This is a genomic window from Flagellimonas alvinocaridis (assembly GCF_004916895.1).
Classification (GTDB): Bacteria; Bacteroidota; Bacteroidia; order Flavobacteriales; family Flavobacteriaceae; genus Flagellimonas; species Flagellimonas alvinocaridis.
The window spans coordinates 55,221-75,510 of sequence record NZ_SNTZ01000001.1 but is presented as its reverse complement, the minus strand read 5'-3'; the positions used below and the strand labels follow the sequence as shown (position 1 = coordinate 75,510).

Below are 20,290 nucleotides of genomic sequence, written 5' to 3'. Positions count from 1 at the left end.
CTCTCTTTGGTAGTATGCGATTCTAATCTTCAACCTCTGTGGCTGCCTCTAACTCTAAAGCCTTTACATTTTGAATGGCATTACCGGCGATTCCTTTTATAGAACCATACATATGCACCGTATTGGTAATTACTTTATCCAACTGCTTTTCACGTTGCTTCCAATGACGTTTTGCAGCATTCTTTTCGGTTATAAGTGCCAGCTGCATTTGAGTAAAGCCCTCAACAATACCTTCGACTTGTAAGCGAAACTCATTGCTGGTTAGAAAATCATAGAGCATAACCATTTTGTCTCCTTTATTCTCTTGTGTAGCAATTGCGGCACTCTGCTGTATAATGGATTGCCGCAACACCGCACTAAGCCCTTTGAACTCTTCATAGGTACAGACCCAAACACCTTCATTAAGTCCCATTCGCTCCATACCTGACGGCATGACCTCTGTGACCAATACACCGATATGTGCACCCTTATCACGAATATCATTCTTGAACTTTTCAATCCATAAAGGGGAAAAGTTTTTAGCCCGTTTACTCTCATAGTAAATCTTACCGCAATTCTGGTTGTCTCGCGTATTTACGATTTGCAAACAGTCTGCACCATTTGCTCCTTTTTTTATCTCATCCACCGTGTCAAGTGGAAATTGAGCGGCCAACCATTCTTCAATGGCAAGTTCTTGAACTTCACCCTGCAACTGCATGGAGCCTTGCTCTTGCTTACGCTTCATTTCTTCGGTCAGCTTCTTCTGGTCTTCCAATTGTTTCTCCAATTCTTTAAACTTCAATTCGTTTTTATCATCCTCCTGCTTACGAATCTTTTCTCTTTCAATAGTCAAGAGGGCATTGATTTTCTTTTCTGCCTCGGCCTCTGCGGCAACCTTTATCTCATCATTTTGACGTTGTAGTTTAGCGATTTCAGCATCTTTCTTATAAAGCTCTTTTATTTTCTCCGACTTTTCGGCCAGCTCCTTCTCCATGGCATCATTCTTATCCTTCTGTTCTCCGTCAAGTTTGGTTTTTAGTCGTTCTTCAATGCGTTTTTCGGCTTCCTTTTTTTCTTTATCCAATCGTTCTTTGAACAATTCATTTTCACGCTCTTTTTTAGCTTCAAACGCTTCTTTTTCTTTTTTAAACAACTCCAACTTTTGTTGGTATTCCTTTGCTGTTTTAGCTTTTTCTTGTTGAAATTCTTTGCGTATGCTATCCTCCAACTGATGTTTCAGTATGTCATCTACATTTATTTGGCTTCCGCAATCAGGGCATTGTATCGTTGTATGGTCTTTCATAATATTTTGTTTTAACATAACAAAGATAGTTTAAAGGTGTGCAAGCTATTTGCGTAGCTAAATTTTATAGTACTCAATCAATACCATCGCATGCTTTCTCATCTCTTCTTTGACCAAGTCGGGCTCAATCACCCTTACATCCTTACCAAAAGACAGTAATGTTTGATACAGCTCTCGGTTGGGAACAACTTCAATTAGAATCGTACTCTTATCCGAATCAGCAACGTCCAGTTTTTGTGTGGCTCCATGAATTGGTTTAGTCAAGACATATTTGATTCTTTTTTTATCAAACTTTAATTTGACTTGTATTGGTTTATCGTCTTCATTCTTTGATACGCCTATCATATCATCAAAATAGTCGCCCCACTCGATTTGGTCTTTCTTAATGTTTTCATTGGTCTCGGTAAAGTCTTGGATTCTATCCAATGCCAAATTGGTAATGCCCTTGTAGTTTTCATCGTCTTGAAGGCCAAAGAGAAACCATCTGTTGTTGTATTGTTTAAGATGATATGGATGTATAATTCTTAAATAACTGTCAAGGTTATCAAAAGGCTTGTACGAAATTTTGAGCACTTTTTTTCTCAGTAATTGATTATAAAGTTTACCTACCAGAGGCTGGCCGACATAATCTCTATTGGATTGGTAACTTATTAAACCATTATAATCTTCATGAGCTAGATTAAAAGAAGTTTCAATTCTAGGAAATAGGGCATCAAGCCAGTCAAAATCTGCTCTATTACGGTATCTGGAGAGAATCGCTAAAGTTTCTTCAAGTTGTTCCTGGTCTGATTTGCTTAACAATTGATTGCCCAACGCATAATCTGCGTCGGAATATCTAAAAGCCGTTTTCTTACCATCAAATAACTTTGGTACAAAAACCGTGAACTCATCAATACTAGATGTTTTGCTAAGGTTTTCCTCAATAATTCCTCTTATATAATCTATATCATTTTGAATTGTTCTTCTCGATATTGTGAAGCCCATTCTTTCATATAAGATATCTCCTAATCTTTCTAATGTAAACAGACCCGTTCGACTGGCGAAGCACTCGTCTAAAATTGTTATCCTTCTTTGAAAATTTTTATTTGGCGGCATAATTTAGCATATCGTTAAATTTGCTCAAGGAGTTCAGATTTTATCAGTTGATACGCCTCTTTTTGATTATAGGTTACATCTGGCCTTAATAGTGCATAAATATCACCGCCAAAATCAGGATCTTCTATTTTTTCATCCATATTCAACAAAAACTGTTTTTGGGTAGGTGATTGTCCTCTGGAAAAGTTCATATACTCTCTATAAGTATTCACTAATTTCTGGGTATTAACATCAAGCTGGGTCATGGCGTGAAATAAGTCAAATAAGTCCCGTCCCTTTCTTCGTTGATATAAAGCCCGTAGTTTCGTGGCCAATAATTCCTCAATAGAAAAGGAATTCATGGAGCAGCTCCCAGAGAACCATCCGTTTTCCATGCTATGTTCCAACTCGGTATACCCCATGACGGTAAAATGTTCCCGTGTATTGATTTCAATTTTCAATCGCATATTGACCACTGGGGGAATTTCAGATTCAAAACGGTAGGAGGCCGTATTCATGTTTATATTCTGCTTGATGTTTCTTTTGGTTCCCAAAAAATCCAGCTGCTTTCTAATTGCCTGTAAAATGGGCTTTATCGGGACTTCTTTTATTTGTACCAAATCAATGTCTTCAGAATAACGAGCTTGCGGTTTTAAATATATTTTATGCAAGGCCGTTCCACCACGAAAAGCTACATGCTCCTTTAAAAAAGGGTCTGAAAACAAAGCGATCAAAGCCCGTTCTATGACCAGATCCTGTTCCACTTGGGCATCGGTCGGCCACGGAGCGTTCGCTTTCCATTCCGTGATATATCTTCTTGGTATCATGCAAATTCCAATTCAGCGTTAACAATTAGATTCCATTTTTCATCTTTGAATCCCTCTTTATTTTTATGGGATAAGGACAAAGGGGCTGTATTGGTCTCTTTTGTCGACAACAGTTTTGACAGCCCTTCCGCTAATTTCGTTTCCGAAAGCCCCTCCAATATATAGCCCAATCGTTGAACAGTTGGGAGGGAAGATGCTGCGGCAATTGCCGTAAGTTTTGACGATTTCAAGTTTTCAACCAGTTCTTCCAGAACAGAGATGACCCTATTCAATCCGCCTATTTGCTTGTGATAATACACCAAATCCATGGCGGTCAATTCTGGGGATGAGACCTGAACATATCCGGCATCCGTCTTCTTTTTCTCCAACCAGTCGTTGTTCCATGAACTTTTCGTAAAAAAATTTAAATGTTGGTTCTTGGTTTTTATATCCCTTAAGGGCGGCTTTTGAATGACAATCTGTGATTGCATGGGTTGTTGGTGTCCCGCTCCGTGCAATGCAGCAGCAGAATATAGCCCTAGATAATATTCCCTTTTCAGGAATTTCATCATATCATCCAAATAATATGTAGTCGGCAATATGCCCTGATGAGAGTATTGAGGTGGGATAATTACATAAAACTCTTTCCGTACTTGGGCGAGTTTGTTCTCTTTTTTTAGACGATGCAGTTTTTGGGTTATCGCCATTTCGTTAGAACCAATGCGTTCCCTTAGTTCAGGTAGGCTAACAGCATATCTGCCCTGAGCTTGTATTTCGTATAAATAGTCTGATATGGCCTGGCCTATCACAATAAATCTATTTGCGTAAATTTACATTAAATGTAGTTAATTGCAAACAAATATTAAATACATAGATAATTTTTGTGCCTATCTTACAGGTTTTACCAATGAATCGATAAGGTCAACATTTTATAACAACTAAAGGCTAGGCCCCTTGCCACGAGATTTACCTTTTTTCCTTTTTAGGTTATCACCCGCTCTTTGATTCAAAGATTCTTTCTTTTTGATGTTTTTTGAAAGTTTAGATTCATCAATAAACTGCTGCATACCCATATGTATTGGACTATTTGACATCAGCTTTTCCTGATCCTTAAGAATTGTGGTTTTTAGCTTCAGCTCCTTCGCTACACAGTAGCCTAAGTTAAAAGCATTTTTAAAATCTTTGTCTACTCTAATTTCTTCTTCCATAACTAAAAGGTTTCTCGGGCGTGTTTCTCAATATATTCCATAACAGATTCCCTATCGTAAAGGATAATCTTTTTCTGAGGTTGGGAATACCTGATTTTTCCCTCGTCCCTTAATTTTTGCAATGTGGTGGTAGACTTTATTCTAAGTACGGACATCACCTCCGCCCCATCGATCCATTTGTCCTCAGTATCCTTTCTATTGGCTTCAACGTGTTCGACTACCTTACGAAACAAGGCAAAAAAAGCTTCTTTTTCTAAAAGGACGACCTCCATTGTGATAGTTTTAACCCATAAAAGGTATGTTTTCTATTATCCTAGAGCTTTGGATTTCGACAAATCACTCGTTAAATTCGTTGAGAAGCAAAGATTTTCTAAAAGCAGCACGTCTTTAGATTAAGCCGTTTAAATCCTTTAAGAATGTTTATAAATAGTTTATAAACGAAAAAATAAAAAAGCCCCCACATCTGTGAGGGCTTGATTTTATTGGCGGTCTGGACGGGACTCGAACCCGCGACCCCCTGCGTGACAGGCAGGTATTCTAACCAACTGAACTACCAGACCAATGATTTTATCTTGTTAGACTCCTGCAACAGCGGGATTCAAATCTTGTTCATTTGCTTTTTTAAAGCGAGTGCAAATATACACTCTCATTTCGTATTCAACAAAACATTTTTTAAAAATAATGACTAAACAAATTTTTGCCGTTCCACCATGAAGGTATTCAATACTTGTGAGAAATTGGAACGGACATCCACGCCCACATATTTGATTTTGTATTGGGCGCACTTTAACCGTAAGGCATTTGTGTAGTTTTGTACTTCTTGGGCGTAGCTTTTTTTGATGTTTTCGGCATAGAGATCTATGTGGGCTCCGGTTTCCACATCCACAAAACGTTTGGGGGTGTTCTCAAAATTAAAGTCCATTTCATGTTCCTGGTCCAAAAGATGGAAGAGGACCACGGCATGTTTGTTGTACTTCAAATGGCGGAGCGCTTCAAATAACTTCTCTTCCTCGGTTTCGGTTTGGAACATATCGGAAAATAAAAAGATAAGGCTTCTGCGATGAATCTTTTCTGCAATTTGGTGTAGAAAGGTATAGGTCTTGGTCACCTGAGATTTATCCTTGGTATTGAATACCTCATTCAATTTGGAATACAGCATCTGAAAATGACGCTCACTGCTTTTTTCGTTTGCATAAAAATTATAATGGTCCGAATATATACTCAGGCCCACGGCATCGCGCTGTTTTTTTAAGATTTGCATCAAAGCGGCGATGGACAGAACCCCAAAACCTATTTTGTTGAGGTTGTCTATGGATGGATTTTTTGTCTCTGGGTAGTACATGGAGGCCGAATTGTCCAAGATCATATGGCATCGGAGATTGGTCTCATCCTCATATCGCTTGGTGTAGAGGCGGTCTGTTCTTGCAAACAGCTTCCAGTCCAAATGTTTGGTGCTTTCCCCGGGATTGTAGATTTTATGCTCGGCAAATTCAGCAGAAAACCCATGAAACGGGCTTTTGTGGATACCACTGATAAAACCTTCAACAATTTGGTTGGCCAAAAGTTCAAGGTTTTTAAATAAGGGGGCCTTATGAAGTTCTGATCGGATATCCATAAATAGATTCTGGTCTCAATATAAAACAAAAAAGGTTTGGCATTTGCCAAACCTTTTTTAAAATCCAAATAGGAATATTGTTTTATAGTGCCGCATCAATGGCGTCAGTATATACTTTTTTGGGAGATACGCCCACTTGACGGTTTACAATCTCACCATTTTTAAATACCAAAACGGTAGGAATGTTACGCACACCATATTTGGCGGCAAATTGTTGATTGGCGTCTACATCTACCTTTCCTACTACAGCCTTTCCTTCATATTCTTGGCTTACCTCTTCGATGATCGGTCCGACCATTCTACAAGGGCCGCACCATGCTGCCCAAAAATCCACTACGACAGGTATGTCGCTTTTTAAAACTACTTCGTCAAAAGTTGCATCTGTTATTTCTAGTGCCATCTCACTTGTTTTATTATTACGCAAAGTTAGTCAAATATTACGCATCATCCTTACTGTTAAAGTATTCGTTTTAGTTATTGTGCTATCAACTTAAATTATGGGCTCAGTTTAACTTATAATGAATTTCACTTTCTTCTAATGCGGATAGTAGTTCGCTACTGATCTTTACTTTCTGTTTTCGGCTGGATAGGTTCAGTTTTATCTCATCCTGCATTTCGTATACCACAAAATTAAGGGGATGATCTCCTTTGTAGGAATGTAAAGTGTCTTTCAGTGCTTGAATCCTTTTTTCCTGCAAGCGGGCTATATCCAGTTTAATGGTCAGCTTTCTGGCATAGGCATCCATGACATCTTGCAGTTGTTTAAAATCATTGAACTGTAAACGAGGTTCCCCTCTTTTGCCTGTATCACGGTTTACCCAACCTTCACGCACATAGGCTTTGATATAGATAAAGGAGTTGATCATTAAAAAATGGCGAAATTTGAGGTACTCTTCGCCAAAAATTCGGAATTCATGAGAGTCGGTGTAGTCTTCAAGGGTAAAGAGGCCCCATCCTTTTCCGTTTTTGGATACCCGATGTTGCACATCCGTAATGACGCCAGCAACGGATAGCTCTCTGTTTACATATTCTTCCAAGTTGGTAAATGCAGAAACACTGCTATTGCAAAAGGCGGTGATTTCCTTTTTAAAATCATCCAAAGGATGGCCTGAAATATAGATGCCCACCACTTCTTTTTCCCTGCGTAGCTTTTCCATGGTGCCCCAATCCTCACAAGGTGGTACCACAGGTTCGGGAATCTGTACCTCACTGGCATCCCCAAAAAGGCTTACTTGGGAAGAATTTTCATTCTCCTGGAATTTTGCACCATACTTGACGGCTTTTTCCAAAAAGGTGACCTCGTCCCCTTCATGATGGAAATATTGTGCCCTATGGGTGTCCCCAAATGAATCAAACCCACCGGCTAAGGCCAAGTTTTCAAAAGCCTTTTTATTGGCAGCCCTTAAATCGACCCGCTTGGCCAAATCAAATACGGATTTATAGGGGCCACCTTCTTTTCTTTGTTCCACAATGGTTTCCACTGCGGAACGTCCCACACCTTTAATGGCACCCATGCCAAAACGAACGGCATTGTCCTTGTTCACGGCAAACTTGTAATAGGATTCGTTGACATCCGGACCCAAAACTTCCAAGCCCATACGCTTACATTCCTCCATGAAGAAGGTAACCTGTTTAATGTCGTTCATGTTGTTGGACAGTACGGCGGCCATATATTCGGCCGGGTAGTGGGCCTTTAAATATGCCGTTTGATAGGCAATATAGGCGTAGCAGGTGGAGTGACTTTTATTGAACGCATAGGAGGCAAATGCTTCCCAGTCCTTCCAAATTTTTTCCAGAATATCGCGGGGGTGTCCATTTTTCTCACCACCGTCCAAGAATTGGGGTTTCAATTTTTGTAGCAGGGCGAAAATCTTTTTTCCCATTGCTTTACGTAGTACGTCCGCATCACCTTTGGAGAAACCGGCCAGCTTTTGGGAAAGCAACATCACCTGCTCTTGGTATACCGTGATGCCATAAGTTTCCTGAAGGTACTCCTCCATTTCAGGAAGGTCGTAGGTGATTTCCTCGTCACCATGCTTACGGGCAATAAAGCTGGGGATATATTCCATGGGCCCCGGACGGTATAGGGCATTCATGGCGATAAGGTCATCAAAAACCGTAGGTTTCAGGTTTTTCATGTGTTTTTGCATCCCGGGCGATTCGTATTGGAATATCCCTACCGTATCCCCGCGCTGAAAAAGCTCATACGTCTTTTCATCGTCCAACGGAAAATCATCCGGGATCAAATGCACTCCGGTCCGTGCCTTTACGATTTTTACCGTATCCTTGATTAAGGTCAAGGTTTTGAGGCCCAAGAAATCCATTTTTAGGAGTCCCGCACTTTCCACAACGGAGTTGTCGAACTGGGTCACATATAAGTCCGAATCCTTGGCGACGGATACGGGAACGAAGTTGGTAATATCATCTGGGGTGATAATGACCCCGCAAGCATGGATTCCGGTGTTTCGCAAGGACCCTTCCAGAACCCTGGCCATATTCACCGTCTGGCCTTCGAGATCATCCCCTTCGGAGATGTTCAATAATTCATGGACCTTTTCCAATTCATCCGATCTGAACTTTTTACGCAAATCGGCCTCATCAACCCCAAATATTTTGCCCAATTTGGACATGTTGGGAATGAGCTTGGCAATGCGATCGGCATCATTCAAAGGTAAATCCAAGACCCTTGCCGTATCCCGGATGGAAGATTTGGCTGCCATGGTACCATAAGTGATGATCTGTGCTACCTGATTCGCTCCATATTTATTGATGACATAATCCATGACCCTTCCCCGGCCCTCATCATCAAAATCAATATCGATATCGGGCATGGACACCCTGTCTGGATTCAGGAAACGCTCAAAAAGGAGGTCGTATTTGATGGGGTCAATGTTGGTAATAGTCAAACAGTAGGCCACAACCGAACCTGCTGCCGAACCCCTTCCGGGTCCAACGGAAACCCCCATGTTCCGAGCTTCGCGGATAAAGTCTTCCACGATAAGGAAATATCCGGGATATCCCGAATTTTCAATGGTGGCCAGCTCAAAATCGATACGTTCCGAGATTTCAGGGGTGATTTCCCCATATCGTTTCTTGGCCCCTTCATAGGTGATATGCCTCAAATAGGCATTTTCACCCCGTTTTCCTCCGTCTGCCTCATCTTCCTTGACCTTGAATTCCTCTGGAATCTCAAACTTGGGAAGAAGGATGTCACTGGCGAGGTCATATGGAGTTATTTTGTCCACAATTTCTTTGATGTTCAGAATGGCTTCGGGAATGTCCTTGAAGAGTTCCTTCATCTCATCTGAAGATTTGAAGTAGTACTCTTGATTAGGCAGTCCGTAGCGATATCCTCGACCTCGACCAATGGGTGTGGCCTGTTTTTCACCGTCTTTTACGCAGAGCAGGATATCGTGTGCCTCTGCATCTTTTTTATCACAATAATAGGTGTTGTTGGTTGCCACCAGTTTTACATTGTGGTCTTTGGCCATCTGCACCAAAACTTGGTTCACCCGGTCTTCATCTTCCTGACCGTGGCGCATCATTTCTATGTAGAGGTCATCGCCAAACTGTTCCTTCCACCACAACAGGGCTTCTTCGGCTTGCTTCTCACCAACGTTCAATATTTTGTTGGGCACCTCACCATAAAGGTTTCCGGTGAGGGCAATGACATTTTCTTTGTACTGTTCTACAATCTTTTTGTCGATACGGGGCACATAATAAAACCCATTGGTATAGGCAATGGAGGACATTTTGGCCAGATTTTGGTAACCTGCCTTGTTTTTGGCCAATAGCACAATTTGATAGCCGTAGTCCTTTACATTTTTATTGGTGTGGTCTTCACAAACGTAAAATTCGCATCCCACAATCGGAGTGATTTCCTTTTCGGTGGCTGGTTCTCCTTTTTCCTCCAGTTCGGCATTTCGTTCCTTGACACCTTTATTGTGGGTCATGATTTCTTTCACAAAGTGAAAGGCGCCCATCATATTGGCATGGTCTGTTAGTGCAACGGCGGGCATGTGATGGTCTGCGGTGGCCTTCACCAAATCCCTTATGTTGATGGTGGATTGGAGGACCGAAAATTGGGAGTGGTTGTGAAGATGCACAAAAGGAGCATCTTCCAAGGTTTCTATGTTCTCTTGGATTTCAGCCTCGGAAATGTCACCGGTATCTTGTGCCCAAAGGGCATCAGCAATTTTTTTGGATGCCGCTTTTAGGTTGATGTGCTTTAATCCAATGAGTTGGATTTCCTGTGGATTGGCCTCTGAAAAACGTTCAGAATAGTCGGGTTGAACATCCAGTTCCTGGGCGGTGAACTGTTTTTTTCGAACCAATTCCAGAAAACATCTTGTGGTGGCTTCAACATCGGCGGTGGCATTGTGGGCCTCGGCAAAAGGCTCCCCAAAAAGAAATTCGTGAAGCTCGGTAAGCGTGGGCAGCTTGAATTTACCCCCACGGCCCCCGGGAATTTTACAGAGTTCCGCGGTATGTTCGGTACAGGTGTCCAGAACAGGGAGTTCGGTCAAGAGGCTATCCACCCCTTTTCTGTGGAATTCACATCCCATGATATTCACATCGAAACCTACATTTTGTCCAACAACAAATTTTGCTTGGGCCAATGCTTTGTTGAAAGCTTCCAGAACAAATTCCAATGATTCCCCATCTTGTTCGGCCAAGGCTGTGGAGATACCGTGTACCTGTTCTGCTTCATAAGGAATGTTGAACCCATCGGGCCGTACCAAAAAGTCTTGATGCTCCACCACATTGCCCATTTCATCGTGCAGTTGCCATGCAATCTGAACACACCTCGGCCAATTATCCGTATCGGTGATGGGGGCGTCCCAGCGCTTGGGCAATCCTGTGGTCTCGGTATCAAATATTAGGTACATGTGCTTGCCGTTTTCGAGGTGGAAAAATCAATGTCTAAAAATATACAAACATGCAGGTTTTAGAAAATGTAGTTTTTAAGATTTATCAACTAATCTTTGGGTCTCGCATTTTATAATGGCATTCCCTATATTTAAGGAATAAAGTCCGTTTGAATGAAAATATCCATCAAGTTGTCGTTGTCAATAATACTTGCTTTTCACTGTATCTTTTTGGGAAGCTTTTTTAGTGGTAATGCCCAAGAAAGTCCGGAACGCCCTCCAAATTTCATCATTATTTTTGCTGATGACCTTGGGTACGGGGATTTAAGTGTATTTGGAAATCCGACCATCCATACGCCCCATTTGGATCAAATGGCCTTTGAGGGACAAAAATGGACCAATTTTTATGTGGGTGCCAGTGTCTGTACCCCCAGTAGGGCGGCATTGCTTACAGGAAGACTCCCGGTTAGAAGCGGTATGGCCGGCAATAAGTACCGGGTGCTCTTCCCGGATTCGAAAAATGGGTTGCCCGGCAGCGAGATCACTTTGGCTGAGCAATTAAAAAAGGCGGGGTATGCCACTGCCTGTATCGGAAAATGGCATCTGGGGCATAAAGAACAGTATTTGCCCACCAACAATGGATTCGATTATTATTTTGGAATCCCCTATTCCAATGACATGGACCGGGTTGCGGACTATCCCCAAGGAGGCTATTGGAATCAGCAGAATGAGGATATCAAAACCGAGCATTTCAATGTGCCTTTGATGCGTGGGACAGAAATCATAGAAAGGCCTGCCAATCAGAATACCATTACCAAACGATACACGGAAGAGACCATTTCTTACATCAAGGAGAATAAAAACAAGCCATTTTTTGTGTATTTGGCCCATAATTTACCCCATATTCCCTTGTTTGCTTCCCAAGAAGCGATGGGCAAGAGCAAGCGTGGACTGTATGGCGATGTGGTGGAAGAGATTGATGACGGTGTCGGAAAAATTTTGAAGGCCCTTGAGTTGAAAGGGTTGACTGAAAATACCATCGTGGTCTTTACTTCTGATAATGGACCTTGGTTGCCTTTTAAAACCAATGGGGGTAGTGCCGGCTTGTTAAAAGCCGGGAAAGGAACCACATGGGAAGGCGGAATGCGGGAACCCACCATTTTTTGGGGACCAGGGTACATCAAGCCGGGATTGGTCCCGGATTTGGGTTCTACGATGGACCTCTTCACCACATTTAGCAAGATGGCCGGGGTGGAAATTCCGAAAGACCGCATCATGGATGGTGTGGATTTGAGTGAAACCTTGCTCTATAAAAATCCAAGCCCTAGGAAAAGTGTCTTATATTATCGGGGTACTGATCTGTACGCGGCTCGATTAGGAGATTACAAAGCGCATTTTATTACCCAAGGTGCCTATGGGCAATTCGGAGAGCGAACAGAACATGCAACACCTTTGCTCTTTAATCTGAACCATGATGCGGCTGAACAATTCAATATTGCAGAAGGAAATGATGCCATCATCCAGCAAATCAATACGGTGGTCCGCGAGCATCAAACAAAATTGGTAAGGGGCAAGGACCAATTGGCTGAAAGGGAATAGAAAGTTTGCACAAACATTGTGCATTAAAAGAAATCAAGTATATTTGCACCCGCTTAAGAGACAAGCGATTAAAAAGAATTAATAACAAGGGTCGGGCACCCTACAAATTAATGTGATATGCCAGTAAAAATTAGACTTCAGAGACACGGTAAAAAAGGTAAACCATTTTATTGGGTGGTTGCCGCAGATTCCAGAGCAAAAAGAGACGGTAAATTCTTGGAAAAATTGGGTACTTATAACCCAAACACCAATCCTGCCACTATCGATTTGGATGTTGACGGATCTGTAAAATGGTTACAGAATGGTGCGCAGCCTACCGATACTGCCAGAGCCATTCTTTCTTACAAAGGAGTTTTGTTGAAGCACCACTTGTTGGGCGGTGTTCGCAAAGGCGCTTTGACGGAAGAGCAAGTTGAGGAGAAATTCAAAGCTTGGTTGGAAGAAAAAGAAGGTGCTATCCAAGCCAAGAAAGATGGATTGAGCAAAGCTGAAGCTGAAGCCAAGGCAAAGGCTTTGGAAGCAGAGAAGGAAGTAAACGAGAAAAGAGCCGCTGCCGCCTTGCCGGAAGAGGAAGTAGCTGAAGAAGTTGCCGAAGAGACTGCCGAGGCCGCTACCGAAGAAGTTGCTGCTGAAGCTCCTGCTGAGGAGGCTTCTGCCGCTGAGGAAGCTGCCAAAGAAGAAGAATAGAAGAGAAGGCGATGCACAAGGAAGATTGCTTCTACCTGGGCAAAGTCGTTTCAAAATATAGTTTTAAGGGTGAGGTGTTGGTAAAATTGGACACTGATGAACCCGAAATCTACGAAAACATGGAATCAGTTTTTGTTTCATTGGGAAACAATCTGATTCCATTTTTTATTGACCGTTGTCGATTGCACAAATCCAACCTGCTCCGCATCGATTTTGAAGAGGTCAAGGATGAGGCCACCGCGGATAAGATTATAGGTTCGGAGTTATACCTTCCGTTGGAAATGCTTCCGCCGCTTACCGGAAATAAGTTTTATTTCCATGAAGTCATTGGGTTTGCATTGATGGATGAGGTCCATGGGAATATCGGGACCATAGTCTCCATAAACGATAGCGCTTCGCAGGAACTGTTTGAAGCTGAAAAGGATGGGAAGGAACTTCTGATTCCCATCACCGATGACATCATAAAAAAAGTAGATCGGGAAAAGAAGGAAATCCATGTAAGAACACCAGAAGGTCTCGTGGAATTGTACTTGGATTCGTAAGATATGCGGTTTTGGCCTATATTTAGGGCAACCTTTTATTTTACGATATGCTTCGATATTTCTTTGTATTTCTTGTTTTAGGACTGATTTCTTGTGGAGAAAAGAAGGCTCCCGTCAAGGAGGAAGAGCGTTCACCCAATATAGTATTGATTTTTACGGATGATCAAGGCTACCAAGATGTTGGCGTTTATGGTTCGCCGAATATCAAAACTCCCAATCTGGACCAAATGGCAGCAGATGGGGTAAGAATGACCCACTACTATGCGGCCCAAGCCGTATGTTCTGCTTCCAGAGCTGGAATTTTAACCGGTTGTTATCCCAATCGGATTGGCATCCATAATGCTTTGGGCCCCGATAACACCCATGGCATCAATGACACAGAGACTACCCTTGCCGAAATGTTGAAGGAGAAGGGATATGCAACGGCCATCTATGGGAAATGGCACTTGGGACACCACAAAAAGTTTTTGCCCACACGTCATGGGTTCGATGAGTGGTTCGGAATTCCATATTCCAATGATATGTGGCCCTATCATCCCCAACAGGGACCTATTTTTAATTTCCCGGACCTCCCACTCTATGAAAATGAGACCGTAATCGATACTTTGGTGGAGCAGTCCCAATTGACCACACAGATTACAGAGCGAAGTGTGGATTTTATCAAGAGAAACAAGGATAAACCCTTCTTTTTGTATGTACCCCATCCGCAGCCACATGTGCCACTGTTCGTTTCGGACAAGTTTAAGGGTAAGTCGGAAAGAGGGCTCTATGGTGATGTGATCATGGAGATTGACTGGTCTGTGGGTCAGATCATACAGGCGCTTAAGGATAATGGGCTTGAAGAGGATACCATGGTCATATTTACCTCGGACAATGGGCCTTGGCTTTCCTATGGAAACCATGCCGGAAGTGCCCTCCCCCTTCGGGAAGGAAAGGGTACCGCTTGGGAAGGGGGGCAACGAGAGCCATTTATTATGAAATACCCCAAAAAGCTCAAACCAGGGAGAACAGTGGATGTGCCCATGATGGCCATCGACATTTTGCCTACCATTGCCCATGTCACCGAATCCAAATTGCCGGAACAAGTGATCGATGGTAAAAATGCATGGTCCATTTTAACGGGTGAGCGTACAGAGCCCGTACAGGATGCCTACTTTTTCTACTATCGGGTGAACGAAATGTTCGGGGTACGGTACGGAAAATGGAAAATGTATTTCCCGCATCGCTACCGGACCATGGATGGTCAGGAACCGGGCAAGGATGGACAGCCAGGAAACTACAGATATGTTGATATGGAGGAAATTGAACTCTATGACGTAGTGAACGATGTCAGTGAGACCAGCAATGTTGCCGAAGCGCATCCTGAAATTGTGGCCGAGATAAAGGTGTTGGCGGATAACATGAGACAGCGTTTGGGAGATTCACTCATGGAACAGGAAGGTTCTGAAACCCGGGAGCCAGGCAGAGTGGATGAATAGGCGAGATGATACTTGAACAAAAAAGGGAAACCCTAGGGTTTCCCTTTTTGTTCAATGGAATCTATTTATTCGTGTGACTATTTATTCCACTTGCCGCCTCCTACATAAAAGCCAAGGGAAATACCAAAGTAAGAGTTTTTGATTTCAGAATCTTCTATTTCTGTTTTTCCTACGAGATTATATGTGGCAGCTACACGAAACTTTCCAGCTTCAAAACCAGCTCTGATAAGCCCGCCAAATTTACCGTCTACTTCTACTTCATCACTGGAATCAAACCCTTCTATGTCAAGTCCAACATTGGCTAAGGAATTGTATCCTACACCAGCACCCATAAAAGGCGCAAATGAAGAACTTCCTGAATTGAAGTAATAGTCAAAAGTACCTGAATAAGATATGCTTGCGGCCAAACTGGCTTCAAGGGATACCCCATCTGCAGAAATGGTTTTGGCCATAGCTGCTGATTCAATTCTTAAACCAATGTTCATGTTGTCCGCAACGTTGTATTTGGGTTCAAGGGAAGCTAAAATACCTCCACCGCCATCTGGCATGGCGTAACCTAAATCAAGTCCTACACGGAACTTTCCTTGTTCTTGCCCAAAGGTTAATTGGCTCATTGACATTAAGACAATAATAGCATAAAAAGCTTTTTTCATAGTTAAAAATTAAAATTGGTAATGATTTTAGAGTGAAGCTTTTCCTAGCTCACAAGGTGCCAAGTAACTGTGTTTGGTCAGAATGAAAAGGGTAGAATTGACCGTTGGGGCATATGAATTGATCAATTCATTGTTTGGATTGACGTGTGTAAGGCGTATACTGGATTCGTTTACATACGATACAGTTTTTTTGCTACGGATTATACATTTATTTTTGATTGCATGAAGCCATTTGTTTTTAAAGAATTCACGGTACACCAAGACCGATGTGCCATGAAAGTGGGCACAGATGGTGTTTTGCTTGGGGCATGGACCTCTTTGGAGCACCAGCCCTATTCCATTCTGGATATTGGAGCGGGGACGGGATTGATTGCCTTACAGATGGCGCAACGTTCCCCTGCCGAACTTATTGATGCCATTGAGTTGGATGAAGCCGCTTACGAGCAATGTGTTGCTAATTTCGAGGCCTCTCCATGGTCAGACCGGCTGTTCTGTTATCATGCCGGTTTGGATGAATTCGTGGATGAGATTGATAATCAATACGATTTGATAGTTTCCAATCCACCGTTCTATTCGGAGAATGTGTCCAGTGGGGATGCTTCACGAGATCAAGCCCGACAAAATAGCTCATTGCCCTTTGATGAACTTATTGAAGGAGCGGCAAAACTTCTTTCCGATACGGGTGTTTTTTCAGTTATTGTTCCTTTTAAGGAAGAGAAAGGGTTTGTTGCCATGGCCAAGGAGTCCGGATTGTTCGCCAACAGGATTACTAGGGTAAAGGGAAACCCAAAAGCAAATTTCAAGAGGAGTTTGTTGGAGTTTGGATGTTCAGAAACCAACACTTTGGTTGATGAGCTCATTATTGAAACCGAACGGCACCAATACACCGAGCAGTATATAGATCTGACCAAATCATTTTATTTGAAAATGCAACAGTGAAGGATTAAATTGTTAAATTTCGGCATAACTTCTAGATAAATTTTTTCCGAATGAAGCCTGATCTATTTGAAGCACCGGATTACTATAACCTTGATGACCTTCTATCTCAGGAGCATAAGTTGGTGAGGGATGCTGCCCGTCAGTGGGTAAAGCGGGATATTTCCCCCATCATAGAGGAATATGCCCAAAAGGCGGAGTTCCCCAAACAAATCATCCATGGTTTGGCGGAGATAGGCGCTTTTGGGCCATACATTCCGGAAGAATATGGAGGGGCGGGCTTAGATCAGATAAGCTATGGATTGATTATGCAGGAGATTGAACGGGGGGATAGCGGGGTGCGTTCCACGGCTTCGGTACAGTCTTCCTTGGTCATGTATCCCATTTTTGCCTACGGATCGGAGGAACAGCGTAAAAAATACTTGCCAAAACTGGCCACGGGTGAATGGATGGGCTGTTTTGGTTTAACGGAACCCAACCACGGTTCAAACCCAGGGGGTATGGAAACCAAATTCAAGGATGCAGGTGATCATTATGTATTGAACGGGGCCAAATTGTGGATTTCCAATTCCCCTTTTGCCGATGTTGCCGTAGTTTGGGCCAAGAATGAAGAAGGCCGTATCCATGGTTTGATCGTGGAAAGGAACATGGAAGGTTTTTCCACTCCGGAAACCCACAACAAATGGTCACTTCGAGCCTCGGCCACGGGGGAACTTATTTTTGACAATGTAAAGGTGCCCAAAGGAAACCTGTTGCCCGGTAAAAGTGGGTTGGGTGCCCCGTTGGGCTGTTTGGATTCCGCCCGATATGGTATTGCCTGGGGCGCTATCGGAGCTGCTATGGATTGCTATGATACAGCCTTGCGATATGCCAAGGAGCGCATCCAATTTGGGAAACCCATTGCGGCCTATCAGTTACAGCAAAAGAAATTGGCCGAAATGATCACCGAGATCACCAAAGCCCAGCTGTTGGCCTTTCGTTTGGGACAATTAAAAAATGAGGGACGTGCTACCACGGCCCAAATTTCTATGGCCAAACGTAATAATGTGGACATGGCCTTAAAGATTGCCCGCGAAGCCAGACAGGTGTTGGGTGGAATGGGAATCACCGGGGAGTATAGCATCATGCGCCACATGATGAATTTGGAAAGCGTGATTACCTACGAAGGCACCCATGATATTCATTTGTTGATCACTGGGGCTGATATTACCGGAATTCCAGCGTTTAAATAATCGACACTATATTTTTTCAACCGTTACCTTGATGGATTTGCTGATAGGGGTTTGGCTCTTGTCCGCAAAATGGTTGTGGGGTACCAGCAGATTGGTTTCTGGAAAATAAGCGGCCATGTTCCCTTTGGGAATTTCATAAGGAATGACCAAAAATTGTTCTGCGGTCCGTTGGATACCATCATATTCACTATGTAGATTTACAACATCCAGTTTTTTCAATTGGTGTTGTTCCATATCATCTTGGTTCATGAACACCACGCGACGCTCATTGTGAACACCTCGATAGCGGTCATTCAAACCATAAATGGTGGTGTTAAACTGGTCGTGGGACCGAATGGTCATCAACAAGAATTCATTCATCTTTAGGCCATGGTCCGGCAATGTATTGATGGTAAGCTGCGCCATGCCGTTGGGCAACATTCTAAAATCCCGATTCCGTACATTGTTGGGCAGGTAATATCCAAAACCTTTGGACTGTTCACTGGTGTTTTTGAATCCTTTTACCGTTTTATCGATTAAACTTCGGATAAGATTGTAATCCGCTCCTAAAGCCTTCCAGTCCATCGGGTGTTTCCCTTTAAAATAGGTGTGGGCCAATAATGCGATGATTTCCGGTTCACTTTTGATATGCTCCGAAGCAGGTTTCAGCAAACCTTTGCTTTGACGTACTTTTCCTGTGCTGCTCTCCATGGTCAGAAACTGAAGGGAGCCGTTCTTTTCATCTTTCTCCGAGCGACCAAAAGTGGGAAGCAACAGTGCAGTTTTGCCCGTAATCAAATGGCTGCGGTTGAGTTTGGTGCTGATTTGTACCGTTAAACTACAGTTCTGAAGCGCTTTGGCCGTGTATGCCGTATCCGAGGCGGCCATGGCAAAATTCCCGCCCAAACAGACAAAGACCTTGGCCTTGTTTTCGTGCATGGCATGGATGGCCTCCACAACATCGTATCCTCGTTGGGCAGGAGGCTCAAAACCAAGATGTTCCCGAATTCGGTGGTTCAATCCTTCATTGACAAAGTGGTGGATGCCCACCGAGCGGTCCCCTTGCACATTGCTATGCCCCCGAACGGGACAAGTGCCCGCAAATGGTTTCCCAATGGCTCCTTTCAGCAGTAAAATGTTCACATATTCCTGGATGCATTCCACGGCATTCTTGTGTTGGGTGATACCCATCGCCCAGCAGATAACAATTTTGGAGTTTTCGGCCAATAACCGGACGGTCTTGTCAATTTTTCGCATAGAAACCCCAATTCTCCGCTGAAGTGTTTCGTAATCGTAGCGTTTTAAATCTTCGAGTAGTTCATCATAGCCGTCCACATATTCCACAATGAACTCATGGTCCAGAACATTGCTGTTTTTGGCATCGAGGGCAACCAGTTTCTTTAAGATCAATTTGGCGAGTGCAATATCCTCGTTGATTCGAACAGGAAGGTGCAGGTCCGCAATGGGCTGTCCACCGCCCAACATGTCCGATACGTTTTGCGGGTTTTTAAAGTTCGCCAGTCCTGTTTCCGCCAAGGGATTGATGCTGATGACCTTTCCTCCGTTCTTTTTGCATTTTTCAAGGGCAGAGAGCATTCTGGGGTGGTTGGTGCCCGGGTTTTGGCCCACGACCAAAATAACTTCGGCACCATAGAGGTCATCCAAGGTTACTGAACCTTTTCCAATACCCAGGGTTTCGGATAGTGCCACACCAGATGACTCATGGCACATATTGGAACAATCGGGCATGTTGTTGGTGCCTAGGGCACGGGCAAACATGCCATACAAATAAGCGGCTTCGTTGCTAGATCGCCCCGAAGTATAAAAAATGGCCTCGTTGGGGTCGTTCAACTGATGGAGTTCATCAGATAGTAAATCAAAAGCCTCCTGCCATGCGATAGGCTCGTAATGTACTTTTCCCGGTTTAAGGACCATGGGCTCTATGATTCGACCCAACTTGTTGAGTTCATAATCGCTTAGTTGGGATAGTTCCTCTACCGAGTGCTTACTGAAAAACTCGGCACCTATATGTTCATGGGTGGCTTCGTCGGCCAACGCCTTGGCCCCGTTTTCGCAATATTCCGCAACCTTGGAGGGATGTTCGGGAACGGGCCACGCACAGCTGGGGCAACGAAAACCGTCTTCTTGGTTCATCTCTAGCAATGCCTTCATGGAGCGTACAATGCCCATTTCCTTAAAACCGTGCCTTAGGGCTTCTTTTACCCCCAAAAAACCGGCAGCGGTATGCATGGGTTCCTTAAGGCGCAATCCTGTAAATTGGATATTCCCCGTAAGTGAAATGTTTCGTTTGAATTCTTTTTCCATAGTTGC

The 20,290-nt window shown here is 43.3% G+C and carries 17 protein-coding genes and 1 tRNA gene; 6 read left to right on the top strand and 12 right to left on the bottom strand.

Features of this window, described 5'->3' with window-relative positions; all coding sequences use genetic code 11:
* Positions 1-22 precede the first annotated feature (22 nt).
* The 10 genes from EZV76_RS00355 to dnaE all read right to left on the bottom strand — a co-directional run bounded on the left by EZV76_RS00355 (position 23) and on the right by dnaE (position 10,874).
* Entirely contained in the window at positions 23-1,282 is a 1,260-nt protein-coding gene (locus EZV76_RS00355; RefSeq protein ID WP_136564621.1) for a DUF2130 domain-containing protein, read from the bottom strand.
* Between the two features lie 57 nt (positions 1,283-1,339).
* Positions 1,340-2,377 carry a helix-turn-helix transcriptional regulator gene (locus EZV76_RS00350; RefSeq protein WP_136564620.1) on the bottom strand — a complete coding sequence of 346 codons (1,038 nt, stop codon included), beginning with the start codon at positions 2,375-2,377 and terminating at the stop codon, positions 1,340-1,342.
* Between the two features lie 14 nt (positions 2,378-2,391).
* Positions 2,392-3,183: a nucleotidyl transferase AbiEii/AbiGii toxin family protein gene (locus EZV76_RS00345; RefSeq protein ID WP_136564619.1), complete on the bottom strand. Its 792-nt coding sequence runs from the start codon at positions 3,181-3,183 to the stop codon at positions 2,392-2,394.
* The gene (locus EZV76_RS00340) at positions 3,180-3,971 is read right to left on the bottom strand and encodes a type IV toxin-antitoxin system AbiEi family antitoxin domain-containing protein (protein WP_136564618.1); all 792 of its coding nucleotides are present in this window, start codon (positions 3,969-3,971) and stop codon (positions 3,180-3,182) included. Before EZV76_RS00340 ends, EZV76_RS00345 begins: the two co-directional genes overlap by 4 nt.
* Positions 3,972-4,100: 129 nt before the next feature.
* Complete coding sequence (locus EZV76_RS00335; RefSeq protein ID WP_136564617.1) at positions 4,101-4,370, bottom strand: hypothetical protein; 270 nt, start codon at positions 4,368-4,370, stop codon at positions 4,101-4,103.
* A 2-nt stretch (positions 4,371-4,372) separates the two neighbouring features.
* Positions 4,373-4,642: a helix-turn-helix domain-containing protein gene (locus EZV76_RS00330; protein ID WP_136564616.1), complete on the bottom strand. Its 270-nt coding sequence runs from the start codon at positions 4,640-4,642 to the stop codon at positions 4,373-4,375.
* Between the two features lie 211 nt (positions 4,643-4,853).
* Positions 4,854-4,930 (bottom strand) — tRNA-Asp (locus EZV76_RS00325).
* Between the two features lie 125 nt (positions 4,931-5,055).
* Positions 5,056-5,985 (bottom strand): DUF58 domain-containing protein, encoded by a 930-nt coding sequence (locus EZV76_RS00320; protein WP_136564615.1) that lies wholly within the window; start codon positions 5,983-5,985, stop codon positions 5,056-5,058.
* 82 nt (positions 5,986-6,067) lie between these two features.
* Positions 6,068-6,385 (bottom strand): thioredoxin, encoded by a 318-nt coding sequence (trxA, locus tag EZV76_RS00315; protein WP_136564614.1) that lies wholly within the window; start codon positions 6,383-6,385, stop codon positions 6,068-6,070.
* A gap of 103 nt (positions 6,386-6,488) precedes the next feature.
* Positions 6,489-10,874 (bottom strand): DNA polymerase III subunit alpha, encoded by a 4,386-nt coding sequence (dnaE, locus tag EZV76_RS00310; RefSeq protein WP_136564613.1) that lies wholly within the window; start codon positions 10,872-10,874, stop codon positions 6,489-6,491.
* Positions 10,875-11,027: 153 nt separating this feature from the next.
* On the opposite strand from dnaE, the gene EZV76_RS00305 reads away from it, so the two are divergent.
* From EZV76_RS00305 to EZV76_RS00290, 4 genes are all read left to right on the top strand, one after another.
* On the top strand, positions 11,028-12,452 hold the full coding sequence (locus EZV76_RS00305) for a sulfatase family protein (RefSeq protein ID WP_136564612.1): 1,425 nt from the start codon (positions 11,028-11,030) through the stop codon (positions 12,450-12,452).
* A 117-nt stretch (positions 12,453-12,569) separates the two neighbouring features.
* Positions 12,570-13,139 (top strand): 30S ribosomal protein S16, encoded by a 570-nt coding sequence (locus EZV76_RS00300; protein ID WP_136564611.1) that lies wholly within the window; start codon positions 12,570-12,572, stop codon positions 13,137-13,139.
* Between the two features lie 11 nt (positions 13,140-13,150).
* Positions 13,151-13,681 carry a ribosome maturation factor RimM gene (gene rimM / locus EZV76_RS00295; protein ID WP_136564610.1) on the top strand — a complete coding sequence of 177 codons (531 nt, stop codon included), beginning with the start codon at positions 13,151-13,153 and terminating at the stop codon, positions 13,679-13,681.
* 47 nt (positions 13,682-13,728) lie between these two features.
* Positions 13,729-15,159: a sulfatase family protein gene (locus EZV76_RS00290; RefSeq protein ID WP_136564609.1), complete on the top strand. Its 1,431-nt coding sequence runs from the start codon at positions 13,729-13,731 to the stop codon at positions 15,157-15,159.
* Between the two features lie 77 nt (positions 15,160-15,236).
* Here the strand turns inward: EZV76_RS00290 and EZV76_RS00285 are convergent, their stop codons facing one another.
* Positions 15,237-15,812, bottom strand: coding sequence for a hypothetical protein (locus EZV76_RS00285; protein WP_136564608.1), 576 nt, complete (start codon positions 15,810-15,812; stop codon positions 15,237-15,239).
* 222 nt (positions 15,813-16,034) lie between these two features.
* Between EZV76_RS00285 and EZV76_RS00280 the strand changes: the two genes are divergently transcribed.
* Both EZV76_RS00280 and EZV76_RS00275 read left to right on the top strand, forming a co-directional pair.
* Positions 16,035-16,751: a tRNA1(Val) (adenine(37)-N6)-methyltransferase gene (locus EZV76_RS00280; protein WP_136564607.1), complete on the top strand. Its 717-nt coding sequence runs from the start codon at positions 16,035-16,037 to the stop codon at positions 16,749-16,751.
* Positions 16,752-16,801: 50 nt separating this feature from the next.
* Complete coding sequence (locus EZV76_RS00275) at positions 16,802-17,980, top strand: acyl-CoA dehydrogenase family protein (protein WP_136564606.1); 1,179 nt, start codon at positions 16,802-16,804, stop codon at positions 17,978-17,980.
* Between the two features lie 6 nt (positions 17,981-17,986).
* Here the strand turns inward: EZV76_RS00275 and EZV76_RS00270 are convergent, their stop codons facing one another.
* Positions 17,987-20,284 (bottom strand): FdhF/YdeP family oxidoreductase, encoded by a 2,298-nt coding sequence (locus tag EZV76_RS00270; RefSeq protein WP_136564605.1) that lies wholly within the window; start codon positions 20,282-20,284, stop codon positions 17,987-17,989.
* Between the last annotated feature and the right edge of the window lie 6 nt (positions 20,285-20,290).

Excerpts from the sequence above, each read along its gene's own strand:
- EZV76_RS00355 (WP_136564621.1), bottom strand. The coding sequence starts at position 1,282 with ATGAAAGACCATACAACGATACAATGCCCTGATTGCGGAAGCCAAATA.
- EZV76_RS00350 (WP_136564620.1), bottom strand. The coding sequence starts at position 2,377 with ATGCCGCCAAATAAAAATTTTCAAAGAAGGATAACAATTTTAGACGAG.
- EZV76_RS00345 (WP_136564619.1), bottom strand. The coding sequence starts at position 3,183 with ATGATACCAAGAAGATATATCACGGAATGGAAAGCGAACGCTCCGTGG.
- EZV76_RS00335 (WP_136564617.1), bottom strand. The coding sequence starts at position 4,370 with ATGGAAGAAGAAATTAGAGTAGACAAAGATTTTAAAAATGCTTTTAAC.
- EZV76_RS00330 (WP_136564616.1), bottom strand. The coding sequence starts at position 4,642 with ATGGAGGTCGTCCTTTTAGAAAAAGAAGCTTTTTTTGCCTTGTTTCGT.
- EZV76_RS00320 (WP_136564615.1), bottom strand. The coding sequence starts at position 5,985 with ATGGATATCCGATCAGAACTTCATAAGGCCCCCTTATTTAAAAACCTT.
- trxA (WP_136564614.1), bottom strand. The coding sequence starts at position 6,385 with ATGGCACTAGAAATAACAGATGCAACTTTTGACGAAGTAGTTTTAAAA.
- dnaE (WP_136564613.1), bottom strand. The coding sequence starts at position 10,874 with ATGTACCTAATATTTGATACCGAGACCACAGGATTGCCCAAGCGCTGG.
- EZV76_RS00305 (WP_136564612.1), top strand. The coding sequence starts at position 11,028 with ATGAAAATATCCATCAAGTTGTCGTTGTCAATAATACTTGCTTTTCAC.
- EZV76_RS00300 (WP_136564611.1), top strand. The coding sequence starts at position 12,570 with ATGCCAGTAAAAATTAGACTTCAGAGACACGGTAAAAAAGGTAAACCA.
- rimM (WP_136564610.1), top strand. The coding sequence starts at position 13,151 with ATGCACAAGGAAGATTGCTTCTACCTGGGCAAAGTCGTTTCAAAATAT.
- EZV76_RS00290 (WP_136564609.1), top strand. The coding sequence starts at position 13,729 with ATGCTTCGATATTTCTTTGTATTTCTTGTTTTAGGACTGATTTCTTGT.
- EZV76_RS00285 (WP_136564608.1), bottom strand. The coding sequence starts at position 15,812 with ATGAAAAAAGCTTTTTATGCTATTATTGTCTTAATGTCAATGAGCCAA.
- EZV76_RS00280 (WP_136564607.1), top strand. The coding sequence starts at position 16,035 with ATGAAGCCATTTGTTTTTAAAGAATTCACGGTACACCAAGACCGATGT.
- EZV76_RS00275 (WP_136564606.1), top strand. The coding sequence starts at position 16,802 with ATGAAGCCTGATCTATTTGAAGCACCGGATTACTATAACCTTGATGAC.
- EZV76_RS00270 (WP_136564605.1), bottom strand. The coding sequence starts at position 20,284 with ATGGAAAAAGAATTCAAACGAAACATTTCACTTACGGGGAATATCCAA.